A 20,540-nucleotide genomic window follows, 5' to 3' on the forward strand; every position below is an offset into this window, starting at 1 on the left:
CTTATTCTCTACTCCAAGGGTTATGTAGCTAATAGTTAATCCCCCAACGAACAACTAACAACAAACTTAAATACAACTACTTTGAGTAGAGCAAAGTTCTCATTTCTTTAATAGAAGAGGGAGAGTTCAATGACTCTTACGCCAGAGCGAGAGCAAGAGGCGAGGGTTGTAGTTGATAACGATCCAGTAGCAACTTCTTTTCAGAAGTGGTCGCAACCAGGACACTTTGACCGCACCCTTGCCAAAGGTGCCAAAACCACAACCTGGATTTGGAACTTACATGCTAACGCCCACGATTTCGATACTCATACTAGCGATTTAGAAGATATATCGCGCAAGATTTTTGCTGCCCATTTTGGACATCTAGCGGTGGTATTTCTTTGGTTAAGCGGGATGTATTTTCATGGTGCTCGCTTTTCCAATTTTGAGGCTTGGATGACAAACCCAACTAGTATTAAACCCAGCGCTCAAGTTGTTTGGCCCATATTTGGCCAAGAAATTTTGAATGGAGATATGGGTGGTGGTTTCTACGGCATTCAAATCACATCTGGGCTTTTCCAAATGTGGCGTGCTGCTGGTTTTACTAATACATTCCAGTTGTATTGCACTGCAATTGGTGGCTTGGTAATGGCAGCGCTGATGCTGTTTGCTGGTTGGTTCCACTATCACAAACGTGCTCCCAAACTGGAATGGTTCCAAAATACCCAGTCGATGTTAAATCATCACTTAGCTGGGCTTTTGGGTTTGGGTTCGTTGGGCTGGACGGGACACCTCATTCATGTTTCTTTACCAACTAACAAGCTGTTGGATGCTGGAGTAGCTCTTGAGGATATTCCCTTGCCGCACGAGTTCATCTTGAATCCCAGTTTGATGAACGAGTTGTATCCCCGTGTAGATTGGGGCTTTGTGAAGGGTGTATTGCCTTTCTTCACCTTGCAGTGGGGGCATTTTGCTGACTTCCTCACTTTTAAGGGTGGTCTTAACCCTGTCACAGGCGGCTTGTGGTTAACAGATGTTGCACATCATCATTTGGCGATCGCGGTAATGTTCATCGTTGCCGGTCATATGTATCGTACCAATTGGGGTATCGGTCACAGCATCAAAGAAATGCTGGATGATGCCAGAACTCCTAATATGCTGCCATTCTTGAGCTTTATCGGGCCTGTCGGTCATAAGGGTCTATTTGAAGTTCTGACGACTTCCTGGCACGCTCAACTGTCAATTAATTTGGCAATGTTGGGTTCTTTGAGCATTATCATCGCCCATCATATGTATGCGATGCCGCCCTATCCCTATTTGGCAACCGACTATGCAACTGTGGTATCTCTGTTCACTCATCATGTGTGGATTGGGGGTTTCCTGATAGTTGGGGCGGCAGCCCACGCAGCGATTTACATGGTACGGGACTACGAACCAGAAGAAAATTACAATAATGTGCTGGATCGGGTACTACGCCATCGGGATGCAATTATTTCTCACCTGGTTTGGGTGTGTCAGTTCCTTGGCTTCCATAGCTTTGCTATGTATTGTCACAATGACACGATGCGGGCTTTTGGTCGTCCTCAAGATATGTTCTCGGATACGGGAATTCAACTACAGCCAGTATTTGCCCAGTGGTTGCAACACATCCATACAATGACTATAGGTAATCCAGCTCTTCAAGTTGCTGCACCTTTGGGTCATGCTTTCGGCGGCTTGCGAAATCTGGAACTAACAGGATTGGGAACCGCAGCTCCTAATTTGCACGAGCCTGTCAGCTATGCTTTCGGTGGTGGTGTAGTGGCTGTGGCTGGGAAAGTGGCAATGATGCCCATTACCTTGGGTACAGCAGATTTCTTAATTCACCACATTCACGCCTTCACAATTCACGTCACTGTTCTCGTACTGCTGAAAGGGGTTTTATTTGCCCGCAGTTCTCGTTTAGTTCCAGATAAAGCTAATTTAGGCTTCCGCTTCCCCTGCGACGGGCCGGGACGGGGTGGTACTTGTCAGGTATCGGCTTGGGATCATGTCTTCCTGGGTCTATTTTGGATGTACAACTCTCTGAGTATGGTGATTTTCCACTTCTTCTGGAAGATGCAGTCAGATGTCTGGGGGACGGTGGGAGCAGATGGGGTGGTTACTCACATCACTGGTGGCAACTTTGCGACTTCGTCAATTACGAATAACGGCTGGTTGCGTGATTTTCTTTGGGCGCAATCACAACAGGTGATCACATCGTACAATACATCACTTTCGGCTTACGGTTTAATGTTCCTGGGCGGACACTTCGTCTTTGGCTTTAGTCTGATGTTCTTATTCAGTGGTCGTGGCTACTGGCAAGAACTGATTGAATCGATAGTTTGGGCGCACAATAAGTTGAAAGTTGCCCCAGCTATTCAACCTCGTGCTTTGAGCATCGTTCACGGTCGGGCTGTAGGAGTTGCTCATTACCTTTTAGGAGGAATTGTTACTACTTGGGCTTTCTTCCTAGCACGAATGACAGCACTTGGATAGTAGTTATTAGTCATTAGTGATTCGCAAATGACAAAGAACTAATGACTAATGACAAAAACAATAAATTGACAAGCAAAACGGCTATCTAAACTATGGCTACTAAATTCCCAAAATTTAGCCAAGACCTTGCTAGCGATCCGACAACGCGGCGTATTTTCTATGCGATCGCCACTGCTCACGATTTTGAAAGTCATGATGGGATGACCGAGGAAAATCTTTATCAAAGGATTTTTGCCTCTCACTTTGGTCATCTAGCAATTATCTTTCTGTGGGCGTCGGGGATTTTGTTCCACGTTGCTTGGCAAGGTAATTTTGAGGTCTGGATTAAAGATCCTGTGCATGTGCGTCCTATTGCCCACGCGATTTGGGATGCTCAATTTGGGCCGGGAGCGATTGAAGCTTTTACCCAAGCAGGAGCGAGAAACCCTGTAGATATCTGCTATTCTGGCGTCTACCACTGGTGGTACACTATCGGGTTGCGGACAAATACTGAATTGTATGTTGGTGCATTGTTCCTAATTCTGCTAGCGGCAGTTTGGTTGTTTGCAGGATGGTTGCATTTACAACCTAGATTTCGCCCGAATCTGGGTTGGTTCAAAAATTCAGAAGCTCGCTTAAATCACCATTTAGCAGGTTTGTTCGGTGTTAGCTGCCTAGCTTGGGCTGGTCATTTAGTACACGTTGCTATCCCGGAATCTCGCGGTCAACACGTTGGTTGGGATAACTTTTTGTTTACTCCACCCCATCCCGCTGGTTTGTGGCCATTTTTCACGGGTCATTGGGCAGCATACGCTCAAAATCCTGATACCGCCCAGCATATATTTAATACCTCTCAAGGTGCAGGCACAGCAATTCTCACATTCTTAGGTGGTTTCCATCCCCAGACGCAATCCCTGTGGCTGACGGATATGGCACACCATCATTTAGCGATCGCAGTCTTGTTAATTGTTGCGGGTCATATGTACCGCACTAACTGGGGTATCGGTCACAACATCAAACAGATGATGGACGCTCAGACTTTCTTTGGTAGAAAAGTTGAAGGGCCATTTAATCTACCCCACCAAGGTCTGTACGAAACAGTAAATAATTCTCTGCATTTTCAACTCTCTTTGGCACTAGCTTGTCTGGGCGTTGCCAGCTCTTTGACAGCACAGCATATGTATTCCATGCCGCCTTATGCTTTTATTGCCAAGGACTTTACCACGATGGCGGCGTTATACACACATCATCAGTATATTGCCGGGTTCTTAATGGTGGGGGCATTTTCCCATGCAGCCATCTTCTGGATTAAAGATTACGACCCAGAACAGAATAAAGGTAATGTCTTAGAGCGAGTGTTGAAGCACAAAGAAGCGATTATTGCTCATCTAAGTTGGGTATGCCTATTCTTAGGCTTCCACACCTTGGGTCTGTACGTCCACAACGATGTAGAAGTAGCCTTTGGCGCGGCTGATAAGCAAATCTTGATTGAGCCAGTCTTTGCTCAGTTTATCCAGTCGGCTAACGGTAAGGTTTTGTATGGATTTAACACACTACTATCAAACCCAGATAGTATTGCTTTCACGGCATGGCCTAACCATGCCAATGTCTGGTTACCGGGATGGTTGGATGCAATCAACAACGGGACTAACTCATTGTTCTTGACAATTGGGCCGGGTGACTTTTATGTTCATCACGCGATCGCTCTTGGTTTGCACGTCACCACCTTGATATTAGTAAAAGGTGCGTTGGATGCTCGTGGTTCCAAGCTCATGCCCGATAAAAAAGACTTTGGCTATGCCTTTCCTTGCGATGGGCCTGGTAGGGGTGGTACTTGTGATATCTCAGCTTGGGATGCATCTTACCTTGCCGTCTTCTGGATGCTGAATACTCTGGGTTGGGTAACCTTCTACTGGCATTGGAAGCATCTATCTATTTGGCAAGGGAATGTCGCTCAATTCAACGAATCTTCTACCTATCTCATGGGTTGGTTCCGAGATTACCTTTGGGCAAACTCCGCCCAGTTGATTAATGGCTATAACCCTTATGGAACTAGTAACTTAGCTGTTTGGGCTTGGATGTTCCTGTTTGGACACTTAGCTTGGGCTGTTAGCTTTATGTTCCTAATTACATGGCGGGGTTACTGGCAAGAGTTAATCGAAACTCTTGCTTGGGCACACGAACAGACGCCTCTATCCTTTGGCTACTGGAGAGATAAACCCGTTGCTTTGTCAATTGTTCAGGCTCGTTTAGTCGGCTTAACTCACTTTACTGTTGGTTATATCGCTACCTACGGAGCCTTTTTAATTGCGTCAACGGCAAGTAAGTTTGGTCAATGAATCAACTGTTGGCAGTTAACTTTTGACTGTCAACAGTTAACAAATCAATCTCAGTTTTCAAGGTTATACTTTGTTATTTTTATTTCAGAAATTCAATTATTAAAAATATAAAGTTTCGACCTCCTCTCTTGCTTGACTGAGCAAGAGACTTTCCTATTTGTGTTTGCATGAGTGTTTAATTTATTATTAAAAATTTCTAAAAACATATTTTAAAAAATCAAGAATTGATATATTGAAAATGAAGATCAAAATAAACCTGTTCAATCCAAAAGGTAATAATAATGTCTAATACAGTTGATACGGTTGATACAGATATAATAAAACCCTTCAAAGGCGATCCTTGTCTTGGTAATTTATCAACCCCTATTAATGATTCTCCTTTAGCTAGAGCTTTCATTAATAATTTACCTGCCTATCGTAAAGGGTTAACTCCTTTCATGCGGGGACTCGAAATTGGTATGGCTCACGGGTATTTTCTTGTCGGGCCGGAGGTTGTTATTGGGCCTTTACGGGAATCAGCACATGGAGCAAATCTCAGTGGATTAATCACTGCCATATATATAGCTGTATCTGCTTGTTTGGGAATTTCCATTTTTGCGATTACAACATTCCAAGGGAATCCGAAAGGTTCTTATAGTGCTTATTCCACAGACTCATTAAGACCATTGAGAAATCGTGAAGAATGGAGCCAATTAAACGGTGGAATTTTTCTTGGTGCAATGGGTGGTGCAGTATTTGCATATTTACTGCTCGAAAATTTTGACTCCTTGGATGCCATCCTTAGAGGAGCAGTTAATGTTAGCTGCCTGCCGTTTTAATTCCACTGATTTTGCATAGGATAAATTTGAATTTTAAATTTTGAATTTGAGAGGAGTACATCATGGTAGATATGACACAACTCACAGGTGACTATGCTGCTTCATGGTTACCCTGGATCATGATTCCCCTAATTTTTTATATTTTGCCTTTTCCCGTGTTTGCTATACTATTTTTATGGATTCAAAAAGAAGACTCAGAGCAAACTCAAGAAACAGATAGTAATCCTGCACAAGTTGGGGAATTTGAAGCACCTAATCTGTAAAAGAGTATCTGTTGACCATATCTTCGCCAAAATCAGAAATGTTGAATGTTAAATAAACAGAAGTAAATAGGTCTAAAAAAACCCCCTCCTCATCTCATACCGATTTAATAAATGTTTGCAACACATCCTGATGTAGAGACGCTTCAAACAGCGCGTCTTTACTATTTGTCGCATTCTTTTTTCAAAATGGTATTAGGAGGTGGTTTATTGAGCTTCATATATAGCGATTCTCACTTCGTTGCAATACAGTCGGAACCCCACCCCGCATTTGCTGCCCGTAAATCCAATACTGTGACTTTGCTTTTTTTTTTCAAGTGTTTCCAAGCAGAATTTATACTCTTTCTCTAAAATCTGGCTACACATCAACCTCCGCGTCTCCTAGTCTCCACGTCCCCGCATCATCATCTGTTGCCTTCTTTTCGAGAATTGGTATTAGGGCGTGTTTGACGCGATCGCTTTAATTATTACCTGTTCTAATGAATCCTTTCCTTTCATATTTCGGTTGGCTGTAATATCATGTCCGATTAATCAAACTGAATAAAAATGTTTGCTCGTAGTGAGGACTTTAGTCCTCAAACCGGGACTGAAGTCCTTACTACAAACTGTTTATTATGGGTGATTTGGCGGACATCATATAAGGATCATCATTTGGTTGAATTGAGCATAACGCTAAACAATGCGATCGCTACCATCCATAGACAATCCAGCTTCTTTAAAATTAACAAAGTCGATAGACAGCAACTTCAGCCAACCACGCTTTGTCAAAATACCCAGCAAAACAAGAGCATATCCGTCAAGATTGTAATCAACCAGAAAAATCATGCTTTTTGGGTGACACGTTTGGCTTTTTGCTCCTCAAGTTTTGCCCAGAGAGCTTCTCGATCGGGTTTGCGTGGCATAGTTTTGATCTTAGCCAAGCGTTCGCGGTTGCGCTCTTCCCAATATTGGCGAATTTATTCTCTAGTTTTCAGCACATCTTGATATTCGGCTTCTACTTGAGTTTGATTTGCCTGAATGTAAGACAAGGCAGCATTGATCTGTGCATCCGTCAGGTTGAACTTGTCGCGGATTAATTTAGGTGGGTATTGAGCTTTCAAAAAATCCATTACATCGTAGAGACTGATGCGAGTGCCTGCGATCGTCAGTCTGCGTTCGGTACGAATGATACTTGACTGCTCATTGGATATTGGAGCCATACCCATAGCCTCAGAGAATTTCTCTTGGAATTTACCTTTATAGTATCGCTACAACCAACTGACTATAAACGAACATGGCGTACCTGCACAATCATTCGTTTTAAAGGACGCAAGATTGGATGCCAAGTTGGAGGTTTGAGATCAACATCAATATACTGTGCGATTTCCTCTGCAACAGCCTCAATTGCTTTGCCTTCCGTGTTGAGGTGAACTGCAAACTTCTCATCCGACAAAGACATCAAGCAACGATCAAGTTGACGTGCATTCCAAGAGTTGCTGCCATCACCACGTCGCCACAATCGACGAAGAATCGTATCACGAGAAGCAAGCAAAGTAAAATGATGTACCTGTAAACCCTCACGTCTCAATGCACCGACAGTTTGATCGTAGTAGAGATGATCAACTACAGTCATGGGAACGATGATTGTTCCTGTAAAGTTCTCAGCAACATATCGTAGCCCTTGATAGGTAAATTCGCGCCATATCAAATGATTTTGAAAGTCTCCTACACGAACTTCTGACGGTACAATTTTGCGGAGGAAAAAGCCAATTTGCTCAGGATCGAACACAAAACTACCAGGAATGCGACTGTGTAACTCAAAGGCAGTCTGGGTTTTGCCGATACCAAAGGCTCCATTTAACCAAATTATCATTAGTGGCAGCGATTTTGTTAGAGCGACTACAATCTATCACTTTAGCAAGTGGGTATCTCGTTCCAGTCCTGCAAGCATCCTTCACAATACATGAGCTTGAGCCAGTCTGCTGTAACGCATTTGTTAGATAGACGCCAGGAAGCTACAGCTCCTGTTCAATCGCTTGTCTAATTTCCTCTTCGGAACTCGATCGCGCAACTGATACCATCTGTGTGGGATCATCTTGAGAGGGTCGCAATAGCTCTATTATTCCTAATCCTGGAACACGCATGACTAAATAGCCCTTCGCTTTTGCTAACTCTCCCAGGCTTTGTGTTTCCCGAATTACAGGAGATTCAAAAACTGAGTTCTCTAAATTGCCAATTATCTGATTCTGCAATTCTTCAAGTTCTGAGAGCTCATCACAATCTATCTCACAAACCCCTTCCGATTGGAATGAAATCAAAGTAACTTGGTCATCATAGTTGATATTTCGATAATAACCAATTAGTCCAGTTGTTGAACTAATCGACGATAACCAGTCTTTGAATTGCTCCCAAGTATTCCAAAAAGGATGTTCGTGAATAAGACCTCGAAATGTCAAACGGTTATTGGTGAGAATGCTACCACAAGCTCCACCCAGTATCTCTTCATCATCTTCCCGTGGATTGGAGATCAGGTTTGTCCATTCTGTGCTGAACCCTTGGATGTGAAAAAATGGATGTTCCAGTCGAGGTGCTTGAGCACTGACACCACCCGATCGAGTCATATAAAGCAATGTATCAATCACTTCTTGCGATAAATCTGGCTTCAACTCAAGCGTAAACCCTAGCTCATATAAGTCGCTCACTGAAGACTCCTTATCCTAATAGCTACTCACAATAGACCTATATTTCCCAGATTCTTCACGAGTAACTCAAGGATCTAAAACCGAGTTGCTCTGTAACCGCAAACGGTTCAGCATTATTTCATCAAAGAATTTGCAAGGCGACGAAGTTGCTCTCTCAGACTAATATCTATCACTTGAGAGCCAACTTTAACGACGAGACCACCAAGTATATTTGGATCAATACGGGTTTTGAGTTCAACTTGTTTAGCCCCTGTCATTTCTTTGACTTTTTCGGCGATCGCCTGCTGTTGTTTTTCCGTGAGTTCAATGGTGGCGATCGCTTCAGCTAGTACGATCTGGTTTAATTCACGTAACAAACGTTGGTATTCTTGGCAAATACCTTGTAACCACAAGATCCGGCAACGATCTACTAAAAGCATTAAAAAATTAATTCTCTTGTTCTTACCAACGGTATAAGAATTTTGTTAAACAGTAGTGCAATTATCGTAAATTATGAGCGCTGCCAAACACCCAGCCAATCTCCACTGTATCCGTAAAGTTAATACAGTCATGAATACATTTATACATACTTCCGAGATAGGCTGGCGATCGCGTAACTTAATAACTGCCAGCGTAGCGTTCCCGATAGTTGTGCAAGAAACTAACGTGTTTAACAAAAGTAGGGATGCTGACTATGAACCAAACAACACAGAATACATTTGGCTCTGGAATGACTGACGAAGATTGGTTTAACTTAGGGAAATCTGATGCTTGGGCTGGAAAACCTAAAGTGCCACCAGAACAAGATTCTCAAGCTGCGAGTATGTATGAACTAGGTTACAGTGAGGGAGAGATTAAACATCCGCCTACTGAAACTAAACAAGTAGATCCTTAGAGTAGCAAGAGTTATCTGATATTTTGGGCAATTGATCGCTGTTTGGGGGCTTAATCCAGTCAGAACTTACGCACAAAGTTTGCTTATATATGTTGGGTGTAAGAGAATCATTTTCGCCTGTAATCTATGTTACACATAGGTTGCCCAAATATAATATAAAAGATGAATTGTAGCTAACTGGCTCCATTTTTGTGGGGGCGAGTGCTAATTTTGAGCTTATTGGTGGGTGTAGTTCAAGTCTGTAATTGTTTGTGAAATTTCAGCTAGAATCGTTACGTTGCAATAAGTATGAGTGAGATTTTATGGGCAAGACAGGTGATTATATTGACGTGTCTTGTTTACAAGGCGTATCAGAAACGCTTTTAATTCCGTTTATAGCACGCGCGCAGGCATCTACTCTTTTCCCAGATCTCCAATTTCAAGACGCGATCGCAGAAGACATTTTGCCTAAATTAAATATTGATTTCTCCACTTTGCCGCTTGATACAGATTCACTCCGAAAAAATATTGTTCGAGGACGTATTTTTGACCGACAATTGCGGCTGTTCTTGGATGCTTATCCAGATGCAACAGTAATTAGCTTAGGAGCGGGTTTATCGACACAGTTTTATCGGGTAGATAATGGTCATTTGAAGTGGTTCGATATTGATTTATCAGAAGTAATTAAGGTTAAGTCTACTCTTCTTCCGCAGAATAATCGCTACCATTTGTACGGATGTTCCTTGACTGATCCAAAGTGGTTAAATATAGTTTTTTGGTCTATTAATGAGCCAGTAATTATTATTTGCGAGGGTGTTCTCAACTTTATTGAACCGACAGAAGTTAAAAATTTTTTCCAAATGGTTGCAAAGCATTTTATGACACAAACACAAATTATTTTTGATTATGTTCATCCTTTACTAGTTAGAGTTGCAAATAAGTCAAAGTATATTCATAAAACGTCTGCCAAGTTTAGATGGGGAATAAGCAATATTCAGGAAGTTATTGAATGGAGTGAGCGGTTTGAGTTAATAGATGAATTTTCTATTATGAGTGAAATTGGTGGAACTAAGGGTTTGTTGTCAATATTGTTTAATCGAATTACTGGGAGTCATCTTTACGCTATTGCTCAATTAGGCTTACATCCTATACCAACCAACTAAAAAGTCTTTTGGAGCAGGCTGGCAAAGTTTTCTACTGCTGAGTTCTAGATTAATAGTCGCCCCTTAATAGAATCTTATACAAAAATTTCCTAGATGTTTATGCACAAATTATATATACAGAATAATTCTGTAGTATTACAAACAATGAAACTATATAAGCTTTAATATTTATCCTTTATGGCGATTAACCTTGACACGTTTATCAGGATTTTGCTTCCTTACCCAAGCTATAAATTTCTGCATTTTTGGTTCATTTTTTAACTTTTCTACTGAATTTAACTCTTGTGCCAGACGGGTATTATCAAACAAATTGTGAATTTGCCTATGACAGGCAGAACATATATTTATTTTCGGCCCATGATGACCTTTTTTCTGTCTAGGAATCAAGTGATGAACAGTCAGGCATTTCACTTCTCTTTCACATAATTCACAAGTCATACCAATTTTAAATTTTGGATTAAAACTATTGATTAATAGGCTATTCCAGAATTTTGACACAAAACTTGCTATGCCAATTTGATATTACATAAATTTTAGATTTGATTTAAAATTTATGATTTAATTTTTGACTGTATGTGGTTCAAAAATGAGATATGTTCCGCCTAGCCCTTCTACAATTGTGCGGGTGTTAGCAGTAAGCATTTTTTGATAGGTATCTCCATCAGTTCCTAATTCTCCTAAATTATCAGCAAATAATTGCCTTTTAGAGACTTTTACTTTTGCTTTTTGAGTAACAGGGTTCAATATACTAGGATTGGTTGTAGTCTCTATAAAAATTCGTGGCACTCTTGCTTGTTTAATAGTTTGAACTAGTGTTTTAACTCTCGTAGCTGGAATTTGTTCTTGATTATTAACACTTTGCAAAACACTTGTCCATGAAAGATTATAAGCTTTTGCATAATAACCCATTGTGTTGTGGACAGTAATTAACTCACGGTTTTTGGGAGGAATACTAGCTATTCTCGATTTAATCCAGGTATCCAGTTGTGTTAGTTCTTGTTTGATTTTTTGAGTGTTACTTTTGTAGATAGATGTATGCTCAGGAGACACTTTACTAAGATTAGCGCTAATTACTTCTACCATCCTCATCCCATTTTTGGGATTGTGCCAAACATGAGGATCGGGTACTATTCTTCCATCTTTTCTATATTGCAATGGTTTGGGGACAGCACGTTGAGCAACTGCGATTTTTGCTGCACCATTTTTACTTGCTTTTATAACTTTGAATAAATTTGGTTCAAAATTATATCCATTAAAGAAAATAATATTTGCTTCATTGAGAGCTTGACGGTCTTCCGTTTTTGGTTGATAAAGATGAGGATTAATCTCAGGAGGAATTAAGCAGGTAAGAGCTACAGTCTGTGCTGCCACCTGTTTGATTAAATCACAGAGAACACTAGTAGTTGCAACAACTCTAGGTAAATTACTGTTTAATTCATCCGAGGTAACAGTAGTTGTAGAAGAAGTGTTGAGCAAATTACTGACATTACTACAGCCAACACATCCAGCAGTTAAAGTAATGAATATCAGACGTAGAAGTTGGTTATGTTGTAATGTTTTTGACATAAAACCCCGATTAACAGTTGAATTAGGAGTTAGGGGTAGAAAAAATAGTGGGCGTTGCCTGAAAGCCAAATTTGCTTATTAATAGATATATTATTGTTTAGTAGTAGGATATTTTATAAATATTACTATTTATTCCGAATCAAAATTTAGACTATGAGAAAAATTGGTGATTATTAATAAATGAATTTAGCAATAAATATTGAAAATGAGAAAATGAGGAGTTAACTAAAAAGTAACTCCTCACCTTTTTTATAGAAAAGTTTAAAAGCACTCTCGATTAGGGTTAATATAAAAAGCTTTTAAGTGTCAGTTGACCTTCCATTTGGAGTTTAGCTCTAACACAACTAGCACAATTACAACCGAGTTGATCCATGATTGATTTGGAATCACTAGACACCTTGGACGCAACTAATTGGTGAATTGGTTGTGTTGAACTCAAGGTGACATGGGGTGTAACAGTTGTAGATTGGAAACCTGATGCAACTGCGGGACTGGCAATTAGCAGTATAGAGGCAGTGACTACAGGAAAAGCCAGCAAAATTAGTTTGATTATTTTCATAGTTGAAAAAAAGACACTATAGCATTACAGCATACCCAATTATTACTGATTGGTCATTAGTTGCTGTTGTTCCCGCTAGTTTAAAAAAGGCTGTCTCGATGAAACAAGTTTCATCGTCAAGAATAAAAGTGGAATTTTTACTGTTCCCTGCTATACATTTACTTTGACCAAATTATCAATTCACCATTTTCAGCACCTGCGGCAATTTGGTTGCCTTGGGGATGCCATGCTAGACAAGAAAAGCCTTCAGAGGCGCCTGTGAGAATTTGCAATACTTGCTTGGCTTGTTGCCACAAACAAATCCAGCCATCAGCACCAGCAGAAGCAAGCAGCAAGCTGTTGGGTGCAAAAGCGATCGCATTAATTACATCTACATGATTAGTTAACACCGTTGCTTCCCAACCCAGTGATTCATCAGGCGACTTTTCCCACACGATAATACCATCAACACTACAGCAGGCTAAAAGAGGCGCATTGTTTTGGTTACTAATGTTTGACCATGCAATATGGCGAATTTTTCCAGGAAAACCCCGCATTACCCAAGGCTGAGGTTCTTTGCCAGAGATTAAGAGCTGAGTTTCAACAACAGTCAGCGTGCGATCCATATTAGCAGAAGCGAGATACTTGCCATCTGGCGACCAAGCCATAGTAATACAAGCAGAAGGTATATCTAGTATGTACGGTTCCTCATACCAATCTTGGCTATTCCATACCTTTACTCCTCGATGACCGCAAATAGCAAGGTACTCCCCGTCGCTAGACCAGTCAATACCCAATGCCGAAGACGACTCAAAATTTAGGGTAACAACAATCTCACGAAAATCAGCATCCCAAACTTGGACGTAGCGCCCCAAACTAAAAGCTAGCTGGTTGCTGGTAGGGTGCCAAGTCAGTTTGTCAATCCAAGCGGTAGCATTTCCTAAAGTGCTGATTAATTGACCTTTTCGCCATATTTTCACTCGTCCGTCTTGCCCACCAACAGCTAAGAACTGCCCATCATAGGAAAAGGCAAGGCAGTTGAAAGATACATCATTACCAACTTGCAGGGTAGTCAGCTTTTCATTTTCACATAGTACAACTTCTCCAAAAGCAGAAGCGGCTGCTAAAGTTTTACCTTGTGGTGACCAAGCGATCGCTGTGATGTAATCTGAAAGTGTCGTTGAAAATAACTGTTTAAACTCTTTAGAGTCAATAGTAGAGGGATTCATAACAATTAAAAATTTAAAATGTTGAGAAAAAAAGTAAAAAGGCTTAAGCCTTTTTACTTTTTATCTTCGTTTACGCCATACAGGCGAGAAAATCTTCTCTAAGTTTGGCTTCATCAAGATTACGCCCTATGAACACCAATTCGTTTTTCCGGGTTTCGTTTGCTTTCCAAGGGCGATCGGGTTTACCTTCAAAGATCATATGCACTCCTTGGAAAACAAAGCGATCGTCTTCTCCATCAATGTTCAAAATTCCTTTCATACGGAAAATATCAGGCCCCTGGGTTCGCAGTAGTTCCCCTAACCAACTGTTTAATTTCTCTCCATCTAATGCCCCTTGTTCTACTAAAGCCACAGAAAATACAGTTTCATCATGTTCGTGGGCGTCTTCCTTCAAGAAATTTGGATCGATTTCCAAAGCACGATCCAAATCAAAGGCTTTCACGCCTAAAAGAGCATCCATTTCTACCTCAGAGTTACGAGTGCGATGGATTTTTGCCATCGCATTCATTGAGCGAATCCGCCTTTCTAACTCATCTAGCACGTCTGGTGTCACCAAATCCGTTTTATTTAGTAGGATTACATCGGCAAAAGCAATCTGTTCTTGTGCTTCCTCCGCTTCCCAATGCTCCCAGATATGCTTGGCATCCACAACCGTAACTACCGCATCTAGCTCTATCTTGTCCCGCATATCTTCATCAACAAAGAATGTTTGAATCACAGGTGCAGGATCTGCTAGTCCAGTAGTTTCAATTACTAAATGGTCAAATTTATTCCGGCGTTTCATCAAATTGCCGATAATGCGAATTAAATCACCCCGCACCGTACAGCAAATACAGCCGTTGTTCATCTCAAAAATTTCTTCATCCGTATCGATAACCAATTGATTATCGATACCTACTTCCCCAAATTCATTCACGATCACAGCAACTTTCTTACCGTGTTCGTAGGTGAGAATGCGATTGAGCAGAGTAGTTTTTCCTGCTCCCAGATAGCCGGTGAGAACTGTTACTGGAACTACGTCTATTGTCGCAGCACTGACCATATCCCAGATGCCTCTTGCGTTTCAAAATGATAATCACTTCCAATTTAACCACTGATGCCCAGATAGAGAAAAGCAGGGCAACAAATGATTTAAAGAATATAACGGATAAAAAGGGACAATAAAGCAGAGGGGCTGGGGAGAACTACTAACCACTAACTATTGACTAAAAAGGGTAATATTACCTCTGCTACAGCTTGTGGGTATTCTTCATGCATTCCTAAGGAACCAGGAACAACTGCTGCTTGTACTCCATTTAAAGCTGCTAAAGCATCCATGTCAGCACGTGATTTAGTCGGAGAAGATTCTCCAATTACTACCATCAATGGCACAGACAAATCCCGAACTAGTGCCAGAAAATCAGTTTGGTTGTGTACGGCATCAAGAGAACCTGTTACGAAGGCAGCAGGGGCAAATCTACCTCCTGGCTGTTGGGTATTTTGCCACTTGTGTTCGATGAAACTAGGAGTAAGCTTATTTGCGTCAACGTAAACGTGACGACGGTACATAAAACTTAAAAAAGATGGTACGGTGTTGAGCTTATAGAGGATTTGACCGAGGATAGGCGATCGCACTATTTCCCTAAAAATTCCAGCTAACTGCCGATTAGCTCCCATTGTCGGTAAAGGGCCACGCCAAGTTGGTGCTACTAAAACTATACGTGAAATTGCGGTTGGATTTTCTTTGGCTAGTTTCAGAACATAAGCTGCACTATGCCCAGCAGCAACTATTGCGATCGGGGTATTAAATACAGAGGTAACAAAATTTTCTAGAAAATTCTGATATAAATTAGGGTCATAACTGACAGGCAAACGCGAAGAGTCGCCAAATCCGGGCCAATCTACTGCTACTACTTGAAAGTAGGGAGCTAGTAGCTTTGCAATTCCGCTCATTTCCTCTCGTGTGGAAACTGTGCTGAAAGCTGGCAGCAGCAGTAGTGGCGAACCACTGCCAAGAGTTTCATACGCAATTCGCAATTGCTGGTTTTTCCAGTTCCAAGAGAGTTCTTTTACTTCTCCGCCTAAACCGAAATTTGTAGGAGTTGATAATAAATTGGTAGACATTAGACGAAAATTTTGTAGTTGTTTAGTTATTGGTTGTTGGTTATTAATTATTTACCATTAACAACTAACTACTGTACGGGAGGCAGCGCGCCTTGCTAATTATGTCGGTTTTCACCCAGAAATAATCAACAAAACCCGCCCTTACTAATCACTAAACTAGTTAACAAAAGCCTTATGGCTCTTCAATGATTGATTCTAAATTTTTAATTTTTAATTCCCTTTCGGGGGTTGACATTCCAAAGCTTTTTTTTGCATGGTTTTGAAAATATTATAAAAACCATTAGCGCGGGAAGGCGTTAAGCTAACATTTAAACCAGTTTCTTGAATAAAATCTGGAGTAAGTTGAACAATTTCATGAGATGTGAGTCCATTTAAACCCTCGATCAATAAACCCACTAATCCTTTGGTTAATTGAGAATCAGAGTCACCTTGAAACACTACTTTGCCATCTTCCAAGATAGCTGTGACATAAACTTGGGAAACGCAGCCAGGAACTTTGTTTTCTGGTAGTTTATCAGCTTCTGGAAATTCTTTTAACCGCTGACCGTACCAGATTAGTTGTTCATAACGGCGTTTGGGATCTGTAGCGCGTTTAAAACGCTGGACGATTTTGGCAAGATTAGGTGGTAGTGAATCTATGCTAGAGGACATAACACGACAAGGTAATCAACGCTCCCACCTTGAGTGTAGATTATCTTGAGGGTTGATTGCGCTTTGATTGGACTATTAGGCTAGTAGTTTGCCATAAAAATACAAAATAGAAAACTCAAGACAATTAGACAAGAGCATTTAACACAAGTGTATGTAAAATCACAATATGAAAGAGTGGTATAAAGAAGACCTAGCCTATATTCATGATGTAGGTCACCAAAAGACGACGGGGAAGCCCGTTCCTTTAAGGGGCGCTCAGAATCGTCGTCCGTCGTCTTGGGGCAAGGGGCATTCATGCATTGGCCAATGCCCAATTCCCAATTCCCGATGCCCGCGAAATCCCCCAGACTTCAGTCGGAGGATGAGCTTAAAGTGACTTCGCTCTCAAATCTGCCCCTGGAATCTTAGAAATCTTTACTCAGAACAAAGTATGTAATGGTTTGGTAGTTGATTTAGGTTGTGGAAGCGGATTATGGGCGCAAGAACTCTCCAAAGCTCATTATCACGTTCTGGGAGTGGATATCTCTGAGGCGCTAATTGCGATCGCTCGAACAAGAGTACCAGATGCTGAGTTTCGAATTGAATCGCTGTTCAAGACAGATATCCCTCAGTGCAAAGCCGTTACTTCGATTGGTGAGTGTCTCAACTATCTATTTGATCCAGATAATAATTGGCAAACGCTAACTCAGTTGTTTCTTCGTGTATACAGTGCTTTAACTCCAGGTGGTGTCTTCATCTTCGATATTGCGGAACCTGGACAAGTACTACCAGAAAAAGTAACTAAAGGGTTTTCTCAAGGAGAGGATTGGGTGGTACTAGTCGAAAAGGAGGAGAACCGAAATCTTCAGACATTAACCCGTAGGATTACCAGCTTTCGGAAAATAGGAAAATATTATAGACGGGATGATGAAATACATTGTCTACAATTATATAAGTCTACAGATATAGCAAGAGAACTTTGCCGAGTAGGTTTCCAGGTTAGCAGGATGAGTAGTTATAGAAGCTACCATCTGCCGAAAGCTCATACGGCGTTCGTTGCAAATAAAATCATATAAAGTAGCAAAAACAACAGGTTGATGACTTGAACAAGCAGATTAGATTATCAGCTTTTTCGCAAGTTAGGAATTACGCTGCGTAGGTAATTCTTGTTGCAATTGATGCCGACCATTGCGGACAATGCGCAACATATCGTGAAGTTGCTCCTCAATATTTTGTAAAACGCTGTCAGCATACTCATCAGCCCCATCTTGAATTGCTTGAGCTTCTGCGATCGCAGTTCTTCGCATTTCCTCTATTTCTTGCTGACATTGGCGACGTTTACGATCAATATCTTCGAGAGTTTCTTGCATCATCGCTTCGCACTCTTGCTGCACTTGCCGCCGCAGTTCGGAGGCTTCTCGCTCTGCCTGCTTGAGGATTTCGCTATTATCTAAAATTTGCGCTCTTTTGGCTTGTGCTGCTTCTACAATCTGCTGTCCGTACTCTTCAGCTTGTAGGATAATTTCCTCTTTGTGTATGAGAATTTCTGCTGCTTGTTGAAAAGCTGGTGGCAGAGACAGCCGAACAAAATCAAGCTGTTCGAGCAATTTCTCTTCATCCACTAACGTGTATTGCGTCAGTGGAATATGTAAACTAGCAAGGATGATTTCCTCAAGATGATTGAGTTCCTGGTGAATATCTATACTTCCTGTTCGCGTAGAGTCTTCAGAGATTCCATCGCGGAACTCTGGCGGGGCGGGAATGCTTCCGTTGTGATCGGATTCGATATGGGCTGGTTTTGGGCGTAGCATTGGTAAATATCCAGGGCGACGTGCGGGGGAACAAGATGATCGACAGAACCACCAAACCTTGCGATCTCTTTTACCACACTACTACTTAAAAAACTATACTCGTTTGATGTGGCCAGAAAAACAGTTTCTATATCGGTAGAAAGAGTTTTATTTGTGTGAGCCATTTGTAGCTCAACTTCAAAGTCTGAAATTGCTCTTAGCCCACGCAACAGAACAGAAGCTTGCCGCATTTGGGCATAATTAACAGTTAAACCATCAAAGGCGTCTACTTCAATATTAGGTAGATGTTTAGTACATTGACGAATCTGTTCTAAGCGTTTTTGCACTGTAAACAGAGGCATTTTGTTAGGATTCCGCAGTACGGCAACAATCACCTGTGTAAATAGCCGACTGCCGCGTTCGATGATATCAAGGTGTCCCAAAGTAACAGGGTCAAAGCTACCTGGATAAATGGCAATCACAATTTTTTGCCTCACAGTTGTTTAGGTGATTATATCCAAGCATAGTTTATTCATTGCTATATGCATTTTTACTTTACAATTAACAGTCTATTAATTATTAGCTAATCAAAATTGACAACTCTACTGCTGCAACAGTGACATCACTATATCCTCAAAGATTTAATTGGCGATGTCAACATCTTAATCAATTGGTCAGCATGGCAAAATGTTGATGGGGTGATAACTTCCACAAGTTATTCTTTGAGTTCATCTATCAAAGTATCCTGGGGCAGCGTTAGCACTCCCTTGAAGCCACCCTACAAGAACGCCTCTGGCGTCTACAGTAAGGCACACCGTAAGTAGCTTAGTCAGTTTTCGGCTGTCTGAGAAGCCGTCAAATTATATTTGTTTAATGAAGTGTCACAATCAATTTTATGGCTGTTGCAGTTGCAGCGTAACAGTTTAGAGTTATGAGTGCTGAGTTAGGTACTTCTGCATGGCATTGGATCTTTCCGTCTTACCTTTAGGATTTCAATTTACATCTCCTGGGCCGATTTTTGTGAGAATAGGGCCGATCGCTATCCGTTGGTACGGCTTGTTGATTGCTACAGCAGTATTAATTGGTGTTGCTCTCTCCCAGTACCTGGCAAAGCGCCGTAATATAAATCCAGAGTTGATAGGTGATTTGTCAATTTGGTTGGTAATTGGAGCAATTCCAGCAGCGCGGCTATATTATGTTTTGTTTGAATGGTCAGAATATGCCCAGCATCCAGAGCGAATCATTGCCATTTGGCAAGGAGGTATTGCTATTCATGGAGCAATTCTCGGTGGTCTAGTAGCATCTATAATCTTTGCCAAACTCAAGCGTGTTTCTTTTTGGCAACTGGCGGATTTAGTGGCTCCTTCATTGATTTTAGGACAGGCGATCGGACGTTGGGGCAATTTTTTCAACTCTGAAGCATTTGGCGATCCTACCAATTTACCTTGGAAACTGTATATTCCCCCAGAACGCCGTCCCCCAGAACTTGCTAATTTTGAATATTTTCATCCCACCTTTCTGTATGAATCTTTGTGGAATTTAATGGTGTTTGCTTTGCTCATCACGTTGTTTTTTCGGGGTTTGCGGGGCAAGCCACCATTAAAGACAGGTACTTTGTTTACGTTGTACTTGGCAGCCTACAGTTTAGGACGTTTGTGGATAGAAGGTCTTCGGACTGATAGCTTAATGCTTGGGCCACTTAGAATTGCACAAGTGGTGAGTTTAATCGGAATCTTCTTAGGATTAGCTGGATTAGCCTGGCTTTATATTTTTAAACGTCCGTTACCTGATGTAGTTTCTACCCCTCAAAAGGAAGGAGAAAGTGGGAGATAGGAAGAGTGGGAGACAAGGAGTAGGGGAGCACCAGGGGCAGAGGAGATGGGGAAGATGGGGAGAGAACAACTAACTACTGTACGGGAGGCAGCGCGCCCTTGCGGAGCCAGTGCGGTGAAGCAGCCCACCACCAAAGGCGGTTCCCGGCGTAGACGCAAAGCGGTGAGGGGTTCGCAGTCTTGGCGGTTCCCGTCACGATTGCGAACCCCTGAACCTGAAAGGCTTCCCGTAAGGGTTGGGGGACTGCTGTACGCCCTTGGCG

The 20,540-nt window shown here is 41.6% G+C and carries 22 protein-coding genes and 2 pseudogenes; 9 read left to right on the forward strand and 15 right to left on the reverse strand.

The annotated features are described in order from the left end of the window. The first annotated feature begins 129 nt into the window (after positions 1-129). From psaA to QUB80_RS29225, 4 genes are all read left to right on the forward strand, one after another. Positions 130-2,496 carry a photosystem I core protein PsaA gene (gene psaA / locus QUB80_RS29210; RefSeq protein WP_289792954.1) on the forward strand — a complete coding sequence of 789 codons (2,367 nt, stop codon included), beginning with the start codon at positions 130-132 and terminating at the stop codon, positions 2,494-2,496. Between the two features lie 92 nt (positions 2,497-2,588). Further along, positions 2,589-4,814 (forward strand): photosystem I core protein PsaB, encoded by a 2,226-nt coding sequence (psaB, locus tag QUB80_RS29215; RefSeq protein WP_289792955.1) that lies wholly within the window; start codon positions 2,589-2,591, stop codon positions 4,812-4,814. Positions 4,815-5,095: 281 nt separating this feature from the next. Beyond that, the gene (locus QUB80_RS29220) at positions 5,096-5,632 is read left to right on the forward strand and encodes a photosystem I reaction center subunit XI (protein WP_289792956.1); all 537 of its coding nucleotides are present in this window, start codon (positions 5,096-5,098) and stop codon (positions 5,630-5,632) included. Between the two features lie 62 nt (positions 5,633-5,694). Further along, positions 5,695-5,895: a photosystem I reaction center subunit VIII gene (locus QUB80_RS29225; protein WP_289792957.1), complete on the forward strand. Its 201-nt coding sequence runs from the start codon at positions 5,695-5,697 to the stop codon at positions 5,893-5,895. 669 nt (positions 5,896-6,564) lie between these two features. Here the strand turns inward: QUB80_RS29225 and QUB80_RS29230 are convergent. The 5 genes and pseudogenes from QUB80_RS29230 to atpH all read right to left on the reverse strand — a co-directional run. Continuing rightward, entirely contained in the window at positions 6,565-6,717 is a 153-nt protein-coding gene (locus QUB80_RS29230; protein ID WP_289792958.1) for a hypothetical protein, read from the reverse strand. Next, positions 6,714-7,091: pseudogene (locus QUB80_RS29235) on the reverse strand (DUF433 domain-containing protein). Before QUB80_RS29235 ends, QUB80_RS29230 begins: the two are co-directional and overlap by 4 nt. A gap of 62 nt (positions 7,092-7,153) precedes the next feature. Next, a complete protein-coding gene (locus QUB80_RS29240) occupies positions 7,154-7,744 on the reverse strand; it encodes an AAA family ATPase (protein WP_289792959.1) in 591 nt (196 codons plus the stop codon). 142 nt (positions 7,745-7,886) lie between these two features. Continuing rightward, the gene (locus QUB80_RS29245; protein ID WP_289792960.1) at positions 7,887-8,573 is read right to left on the reverse strand and encodes a hypothetical protein; all 687 of its coding nucleotides are present in this window, start codon (positions 8,571-8,573) and stop codon (positions 7,887-7,889) included. A 113-nt stretch (positions 8,574-8,686) separates the two neighbouring features. Continuing rightward, positions 8,687-9,001: pseudogene (gene atpH / locus QUB80_RS29250) on the reverse strand (ATP synthase F1 subunit delta); the annotation flags it as partial. Positions 9,002-9,065: 64 nt separating this feature from the next. On the opposite strand from atpH, the gene QUB80_RS29255 reads away from it, so the two are divergent. The 3 genes from QUB80_RS29255 to QUB80_RS29265 all read left to right on the forward strand — a co-directional run bounded on the left by QUB80_RS29255 (position 9,066) and on the right by QUB80_RS29265 (position 10,589). Further along, a complete protein-coding gene (locus tag QUB80_RS29255; RefSeq protein WP_289792961.1) occupies positions 9,066-9,290 on the forward strand; it encodes a hypothetical protein in 225 nt (74 codons plus the stop codon). Then, a complete protein-coding gene (locus QUB80_RS29260) occupies positions 9,283-9,447 on the forward strand; it encodes a hypothetical protein (RefSeq protein WP_289792962.1) in 165 nt (54 codons plus the stop codon). Before QUB80_RS29255 ends, QUB80_RS29260 begins: the two co-directional genes overlap by 8 nt. A 302-nt stretch (positions 9,448-9,749) precedes the next feature. Next, positions 9,750-10,589, forward strand: a complete 840-nt coding sequence (locus tag QUB80_RS29265) for a class I SAM-dependent methyltransferase (protein ID WP_289792963.1) — start codon at positions 9,750-9,752, stop codon at positions 10,587-10,589. A gap of 168 nt (positions 10,590-10,757) precedes the next feature. On the opposite strand, the gene QUB80_RS29270 is transcribed toward QUB80_RS29265, so the two are convergent. The 7 genes from QUB80_RS29270 to QUB80_RS29300 form a co-directional block, all read right to left on the reverse strand. After that, positions 10,758-11,087: an HNH endonuclease gene (locus QUB80_RS29270; protein ID WP_289792964.1), complete on the reverse strand. Its 330-nt coding sequence runs from the start codon at positions 11,085-11,087 to the stop codon at positions 10,758-10,760. Between the two features lie 60 nt (positions 11,088-11,147). Next, positions 11,148-12,155 (reverse strand): metal ABC transporter solute-binding protein, Zn/Mn family, encoded by a 1,008-nt coding sequence (locus QUB80_RS29275; RefSeq protein ID WP_289792965.1) that lies wholly within the window; start codon positions 12,153-12,155, stop codon positions 11,148-11,150. 283 nt (positions 12,156-12,438) lie between these two features. After that, positions 12,439-12,714, reverse strand: a complete 276-nt coding sequence (locus QUB80_RS29280) for a hypothetical protein (protein WP_289792966.1) — start codon at positions 12,712-12,714, stop codon at positions 12,439-12,441. Between the two features lie 158 nt (positions 12,715-12,872). After that, positions 12,873-13,922, reverse strand: coding sequence for a WD40 repeat domain-containing protein (locus tag QUB80_RS29285; protein ID WP_289792967.1), 1,050 nt, complete (start codon positions 13,920-13,922; stop codon positions 12,873-12,875). 70 nt (positions 13,923-13,992) lie between these two features. Next, positions 13,993-14,964, reverse strand: a complete 972-nt coding sequence (locus QUB80_RS29290) for a CobW family GTP-binding protein (RefSeq protein ID WP_289792968.1) — start codon at positions 14,962-14,964, stop codon at positions 13,993-13,995. Between the two features lie 152 nt (positions 14,965-15,116). Next, positions 15,117-16,025, reverse strand: coding sequence for an alpha/beta fold hydrolase (locus QUB80_RS29295; protein ID WP_289792969.1), 909 nt, complete (start codon positions 16,023-16,025; stop codon positions 15,117-15,119). A 210-nt stretch (positions 16,026-16,235) separates the two neighbouring features. After that, positions 16,236-16,676, reverse strand: coding sequence for a SufE family protein (locus QUB80_RS29300; RefSeq protein WP_289792970.1), 441 nt, complete (start codon positions 16,674-16,676; stop codon positions 16,236-16,238). Between the two features lie 440 nt (positions 16,677-17,116). On the opposite strand from QUB80_RS29300, the gene QUB80_RS29305 reads away from it, so the two are divergent. Continuing rightward, complete coding sequence (locus QUB80_RS29305) at positions 17,117-17,731, forward strand: class I SAM-dependent methyltransferase (protein ID WP_289792971.1); 615 nt, start codon at positions 17,117-17,119, stop codon at positions 17,729-17,731. A gap of 63 nt (positions 17,732-17,794) precedes the next feature. On the opposite strand, the gene QUB80_RS29310 is transcribed toward QUB80_RS29305, so the two are convergent. Next, complete coding sequence (locus tag QUB80_RS29310; protein WP_289792972.1) at positions 17,795-18,466, reverse strand: ATP synthase subunit B family protein; 672 nt, start codon at positions 18,464-18,466, stop codon at positions 17,795-17,797. Then, entirely contained in the window at positions 18,355-18,927 is a 573-nt protein-coding gene (gene coaD, locus QUB80_RS29315; protein ID WP_289792986.1) for a pantetheine-phosphate adenylyltransferase, read from the reverse strand. The genes QUB80_RS29310 and coaD overlap by 112 nt, the downstream gene beginning before the upstream one ends. 475 nt (positions 18,928-19,402) lie before the next feature. Here coaD and lgt point away from each other — a divergent pair, with 475 nt between their 5' ends. Then, positions 19,403-20,278: a prolipoprotein diacylglyceryl transferase gene (gene lgt / locus QUB80_RS29320; protein ID WP_289792973.1), complete on the forward strand. Its 876-nt coding sequence runs from the start codon at positions 19,403-19,405 to the stop codon at positions 20,276-20,278. On the opposite strand, the gene QUB80_RS29325 is transcribed toward lgt, so the two are convergent. After that, positions 20,251-20,540: hypothetical protein (locus QUB80_RS29325; protein WP_289792974.1), on the reverse strand; the 290-nt coding region annotated here is incomplete at its 5' end. The genes lgt and QUB80_RS29325 overlap by 28 nt on opposite strands.

The organism is Chlorogloeopsis sp. ULAP01 (genome assembly GCF_030381805.1).
Taxonomy (GTDB): domain Bacteria; phylum Cyanobacteriota; class Cyanobacteriia; order Cyanobacteriales; family Nostocaceae; genus Chlorogloeopsis.